Source organism: Protofrankia sp. Cr1 (genome assembly GCF_963555865.1).
GTDB lineage: Bacteria > Actinomycetota > Actinomycetes > Frankiales > Frankiaceae > Protofrankia.
Map to the genome: position 1 here is coordinate 1,725 of NZ_CAUVXO010000136.1, position 5,801 is coordinate 7,525.

Sequence of the window (5,801 nt, forward strand, 5' to 3'; positions counted from 1 at the left end):
TGGTCGAGCTGCTCGGTCTCAGGCACCGGGTTGGCGACGATCACGGCCGAGCGCAGGCCGAGGGCGTCGGCATCCGCCATGACGGACGCGACCTGGTGCGCTGCGTCGACCCGCCAGTCGAGCGTGAATCCAGTGCGTGACCGGTAGAAACCGGGGAAAATATCCGTCCGCCAGCCGAGCAGCGTCACCCCGAGGGTTTCCAGCCGTTCAAGGGTGGCGCCGACATCCAGGATCGATTTCACCCCCGCGCAGACCACCGTGATCGGGGTGCGGGCCAGTGTCACCAGGTCGGCGGACTCGTCGGCGCTGTCGGCCCAGCCGCGGTGCACCCCGCCGAGCCCGCCGGTCGCGAACACACGGATTCCGGCGCGGGCGGCCAGTAGACGTGGAAGCGACCGTGGTCGCGCCGGTGCGGCGTAGCGCGGCGGCGACCGGGAGATCGCGGACGGACAGTTTCGCCACGTCAGGCGCATCCGCGATCATCGAGAGCGCGCTCGCGTCCAGACCGATCGTGGGCGTCCCGGCAATGACGGCAATCGTCGCCGGAGTCACCCCACGGGCGCGCAGCAGGGCTTCCAGCTCAGCTGCGACCTCGCGATTGCGCGGACGGGGTAGCCCGTGGGCGATCAACGTCGACTCGAGCGCGACCACCGGGCGTCCCGCAGCCAGCGCCACCCGGACCTCGTCGGCAACCGCCAGCCCTCGCACCGGCCGACATTACTCGTACCGGCTCGTCGGCGTCATCGCTTGCTGTAGCCCGACGGGGTCAGGCGAACAGTTCGCGGACTGTCACCGGACGGAGCCCTTTTTGCTGCAGGCCGGCGACGATCCGTGGCAGGGCCGGAATTGTACCGGCATGCCCGAAGTGCAGGCTTATCACCGAGCCGGGTTGGACCGTTGCCAGTGTGCGCGTGACCACAGCGTCGGCACCGGGGTCGGTGTAGTCGAGGGGATCCACATCGTAGGACAGACAGTGTGCGTAACCGGCGCGGCCGGCCTCGGCGAGTACCGCCGGGGTGCTGTGGTGCATCGCCGACGGCCGGAAGTAGTCCCCCGGTCCGCCGGTCACCCGGTCCATGATCTCTTGCGAGTGCTCCACCTCCGTGCGCACCACGGAAACGCTCTGCCGGTCGAGATCGGCGAGGTGGGTGTACGTGTGGTTCCCGATTTCGTGCCCGCCATCTCTGACGCGACGGGCGTAGTCCGGATACCGCTCCAGCCAGTTGCACACGAACATGCAGGTAATCGGTACACGTGCCTGTGCCACGGCGGCGAGGAGCCCGTCGACCAGGGCGATGTCACCGTTGGTGTGGAATGTCAGGGCCACCTCCGGGCGTCCTGAACTCGCGCGCATCAGTTCGGTTGCGGGCCCGCCCGCCGCGGTCGGCGTCAACGCGGTTGCCGGCGGTTGCGCCGGTTGGGAGGCGGCTGCGGGTGCCGCCGGCGCGGGCGAGGGTGCGCCTGCCTCGGGTTGTGCTCCGGCTCGGCCGGCGTTGCTTGCGGTCGCCGAGCATCCCATGAGAGTCACGGCGGTCCCGGCCATCAGGATGCGGCGGGTCGGCCGACCGGGAATACACACCGGCACACTCTAGCGCCGCTACCCGCATCACAGCCTTGCGTCCACAGCCTTGCGTCACAGCGCTGGGTCGGATCACGAGCGCGGGTTCGGCATGTCGTCGACGGGTTGATCGTGGCCGAATCGTCAGCTACACTTCGAACATAAGTTCGACCTTCGGTGGGGGTGGCGGTATGACCGGCGGTATGACCGGCAGTGGGTTGGCTGACCTACCCGGGCTGCGGGGCATGGCGGCCGGGTTCGATCCGTCGGAATTGTCAGCACAGGACGTGGCGGAGTTTGTCATGGAGTTGCGTCGGTTCACCAACGCCTTGGAGGCATTGTGGGTGCGCTCGATCGATCGTCTGGACACGTCGCGGTGGTGGCAGCTCGAGGGTTTCCTGTCCGTGCAGGCGTGGCTGCGCTCCCGTTGCGGGGTGTCGCGGTCCGCAGGGTCGGCAGTGCTGCGCGCGAGCCGGGAGCTGGCGGTGTTACCAGAACTGACGGCCGCGTTCCGCGAGGGTGATGTGTCCTTCGCCCATGTTCGTGCGGTGACCTCGGCGGTGACGCCACAACGTCGGGAGGCGGCGATCAAATCCCATGGGATGTTCACATTTGCGGCTCGGGGGACGGACCCGGCGACGTTGGGGCGGGTCGTGCGTTACTGGGCCCAGGCCTCTGATCCCGACGGCGCGGACAGAGACCGTGACAGGGCACATCGGGCCCGTGGATTGATCGTTTCATCCTCGGTTGAGGGCAAGGTGTTCCTGGATGCACAGTTCGACGCCGAGGGTGGAGAGACCGTCACCGCGGCGTTGGACGCGGCGATGGGAGGCGCACCCACAGCGGGCGATGACCGGTCAAAGGCGCAGCGGCGGGCGGATGCCCTGATCGAAATCGCCAGGCATTACCTGGGCCAGGCAGATCTTTCCCAGGTGCATGGACATCGTCCCCAGCTGACCGCAGTGGTCGATGTCGCGACGCTGGTACCGCCGCCGGGGCAACCGCGCGTCGACTGGGTCGGACCCGCTGCGGCGCGATCGCAGGGACGCGAGCCCACAACGGAACCCGGTGGGGAGCTCCCCACCGGGTTCACCGCCCGGGCGGGTTTCGCCGGTGGCGGGCTCATCGGTCACGCCGCCGCCCGGAGATTGGCCTGCGACGCGCGGGTGACCCGGCTGTTGACCTGGGGTGACAGCGAGATTCTGGAGCTGGGCCGAGCCACTCCTACTGTGTCTCCAGCGCAGTACCGTGCGCTGGAGCTCCGCGACGGTGGATGCGTCTATCCGGGATGCGATCGTCCACCCTCTTTCTGCGACAGCCATCATCTCGTGCACTGGATTGATGGGGGACCCACCGACCTCGCCAACCTCGTCCTCCAGTGCGGGCGACATCACCGTAGGCTCCATGAGGATGGCGAGATCCTCCAGCGCGATGACACCGGCAACTGGCGGATCCGAACGGCCACTGTCGGGCCATCGTGATGAACCCATCGTGGTGAACCCGGCTGGGTCACGCCGCGCGGACGGCCGGTTGAACACGGAGGCCGGGTCGGTCCGGGTCGACCTCCACGACGACTTCGTCGCCGTCCCGCACGATGCCGGCGAGCAGCTCCCGGGCGAGCGAGTCGCCGATCGAGGTCTGCACCAGCCGGCGCAGCGGGCGTGCCCCGAAGACCGGATCAAAGCCGGCGTCGGCGAGCCAGGCCCGCGCTGAGTCCGTGACTGTGAGCGTGATGCGCCGGTCGGTGAGCCGAGCCCGCAGCCGGTCGAGCTGGAGGTCGACGATGCGGGCGAGATCTTCTTTGGCCAGCTGATCGAAGACCAGAACGTCGTCAAGTCGGTTGAGGAACTCGGGCTTGAACGCCTCCCGGACGATGACCATCACCGAGTCGCGTCGCACCTGGGGTGACAGGGTCGGGTCCGCGATGAACTGCGACCCGAGGTTGGATGTCATTACCACGATCGTGCTGCGGAAGTCGACCGTTCTGCCCTGACCGTCGGTGAGGCGTCCGTCGTCGAGCACCTGCAGCAGAATGTCGAAGACGTCGGGATGCGCCTTCTCGACCTCGTCCAGCAGAATCACGCTGTACGGACGCCGGCGGATGGCCTCGGTGAGCTGCCCGCCGGACTCGAACCCGATATAGCCGGGCGGCGCGCCGATAAGCCTGGCCACCGAGTGCTTCTCGGCATATTCGCTCATGTCGATGCGCACCACGGCCCGTTCGTCGTCGAACAGGAAGTCGGCGAGTGCCCTCGCCAGCTCGGTTTTTCCGACGCCGGTGGGACCAAGGAAGAGGAACGAGCCGGTCGGCCGATCCGGGTCGGAGATGCCGGCGCGAGCGCGGCGCACGGCGTCGGAGACAGCACCTACCGCGGCATGCTGCCCGATCACGCGGGCGTGCAGTTCGTCCTCCATGCGGAGCAGTTTGGCGCTCTCACCCTCCAGGAGCCGGCCGGCGGGAATGCCGGTCCAGGATGCGACAACCTCGGCGACGTCGTCCGGGCCGACCTCCTCCTTCAGCATCGCGCCGCCGGGCTCGTCTGGGCCGGGTAGCGCGTCGGTTGCCGCCGCGAGCCGCTTCTCCAGCATCGGGATCATGCCGTAACGCAGCTCGCCGGCCTTGGCCAGGTCAAGATCCCGTTCGGCGACCTCGACGGCGCGCTTGGCGTTCTCCAGCTCTTCCTTGACCTTCTGCACCTCGACGATGGAACTCTTCTCCGCCTGCCACCTGGCGGTGAGACTTGTCAGCTCCGCCCGCTTGTCGACCCGCTCGCGCTGGAGGCGGCCCAGCCGCTCCTTCGACGCGTCGTCGCTCTCCTTGGACAGCGCCATCTCCTCGATCTCCAGACGCCGGACGGCCCGTTCCAGCTCGTCGATGGCCACGGGTCGGCTGTCGATCTCCATCCGGAGGCGAGACGCGGCCTCGTCCACCAGGTCGATTGCCTTGTCGGGCAGGAACCGCCCGCTGACGTACCGGTCGGAGAGGGTGGCCGCGGCGACGAGGGCCGCATCGGTGATGCGCACGCCGTGGTGCACCTCGTACCGCTCTTTGAGCCCGCGCAGGATACCGATGGTGTCCTCGGCCGAGGGCTCGCCGACCAGTACCGGCTGGAATCGGCGCTCCAGGGCCGGGTCCTTCTCGATGCGGGTGCGGTACTCGTTGAGGGTTGTTGCGCCGATCATTCGCAGCTCGCCGCGGGCGAGCATGGGCTTGAGCATGTTGCCCGCGTCCATGGCACCTTCGGCGGCGCCGGCACCGACCACCGTGTGCAGCTCGTCGATGAACGTGATGAGCCGACCTTCGGCGGACCGGATCTCGTTGAGGACGGCCCGTAGCCGTTCCTCGAATTCACCGCGCAGTTTCGACCCGGCCACCATCGACCCGAGGTCGAGCGACACGATGCGGCGGTCGCGCAGGGACTCTGGAACGTCACCGGCGACGACCCGCAGTGCGAGCCCTTCGACGATCGCGGTCTTGCCGACGCCGGGCTCGCCGATGAGGACGGGGTTGTTCTTCGTCCGTCTCGACAGGACCTGCACAACCCGGCGAATCTCGGCGTCGCGGCCGATGACCGGATCGAGCTTGCCGGCTCGAGCCTGCTCGGTGAGGTCGACGGAGAACTTGTCCAACGCCCGGTAGGAGTCCTCGGGATCGCGGCTGGTCACCCGGTGGACGCCGCCGCGGACGGTTTCGAAGGCACCACGCAGGGTTTCAGCGGTTGCGCCGAACTCGGTGAGCACCCGCGCCGCCTCGCCCCCCTCCTCTGCGAGCGCGACCAACAGGTGCTCCACTGAGGTGTACTCGTCGCCGAGCCGGTTCGCCTGCCGCTCGGCGTTGTCCAGGACGGTGATGAGCTGCCGGGACAGCTGAGGTGGGGAGACGCTGGCGCCGGTGGCGTGCGGCAGCCGGCTGACCGCGGCCTCGGCACGGGCGCGTACCTGGGCAAGCGGGGCCCCGGTGACGTCAAGGAGGTCGACTGCGACCCCGCCCGACTGACTCAGGACGGCTACGAGGAGATGTAGCGGGTCGACGAGCGGTGAGCCGTCGCCGGTAGCGCGGCTGACTGCGGAGGAGAGTGCTTCCTGGGAGCGAGCGGTGAGCCGGTCCACGTTCATGGGAGTCCTAGAATGATCGTTTAGTTGATTCCATCTTCATTAACGCTCAGAATAGTTGAGTCGTTCCGGCTTAAGATTGGGTCTCGCAAGGCAGTCGGGTCCAGCAGCAGCGGGCGCGGCGCTGTCG

3 protein-coding genes and 1 pseudogene are annotated in these 5,801 nt (G+C 68.2%); 1 reads left to right on the forward strand and 3 read right to left on the reverse strand.

Annotated elements, in window-relative coordinates; all coding sequences use genetic code 11:
• Positions 1-708 (reverse strand): annotated as a pseudogene (locus tag U9980_RS13030) (pseudouridine-5'-phosphate glycosidase); the annotation flags it as partial.
• A gap of 58 nt (positions 709-766) precedes the next feature.
• Positions 767-1,327, reverse strand: a complete 561-nt coding sequence (locus U9980_RS13035; RefSeq protein WP_322768149.1) for a polysaccharide deacetylase family protein — start codon at positions 1,325-1,327, stop codon at positions 767-769.
• 422 nt (positions 1,328-1,749) lie between these two features.
• Here U9980_RS13035 and U9980_RS13040 point away from each other — a divergent pair, with 422 nt between their 5' ends.
• Positions 1,750-3,039, forward strand: a complete 1,290-nt coding sequence (locus U9980_RS13040) for an HNH endonuclease signature motif containing protein (RefSeq protein WP_322768150.1) — start codon at positions 1,750-1,752, stop codon at positions 3,037-3,039.
• A 28-nt stretch (positions 3,040-3,067) separates the two neighbouring features.
• On the opposite strand, the gene clpB is transcribed toward U9980_RS13040, so the two are convergent.
• Complete coding sequence (gene clpB, locus U9980_RS13045; RefSeq protein WP_322768151.1) at positions 3,068-5,674, reverse strand: ATP-dependent chaperone ClpB; 2,607 nt, start codon at positions 5,672-5,674, stop codon at positions 3,068-3,070.
• Positions 5,675-5,801 lie beyond the last annotated feature (127 nt).

Coding starts and splice junctions, on each gene's coding strand:
- U9980_RS13040 (WP_322768150.1), top strand. CDS start 1,750: ATGACCGGCGGTATGACCGGCAGTGGGTTGGCTGACCTACCCGGGCTG.
- clpB (WP_322768151.1), bottom strand. CDS start 5,674: ATGAACGTGGACCGGCTCACCGCTCGCTCCCAGGAAGCACTCTCCTCC.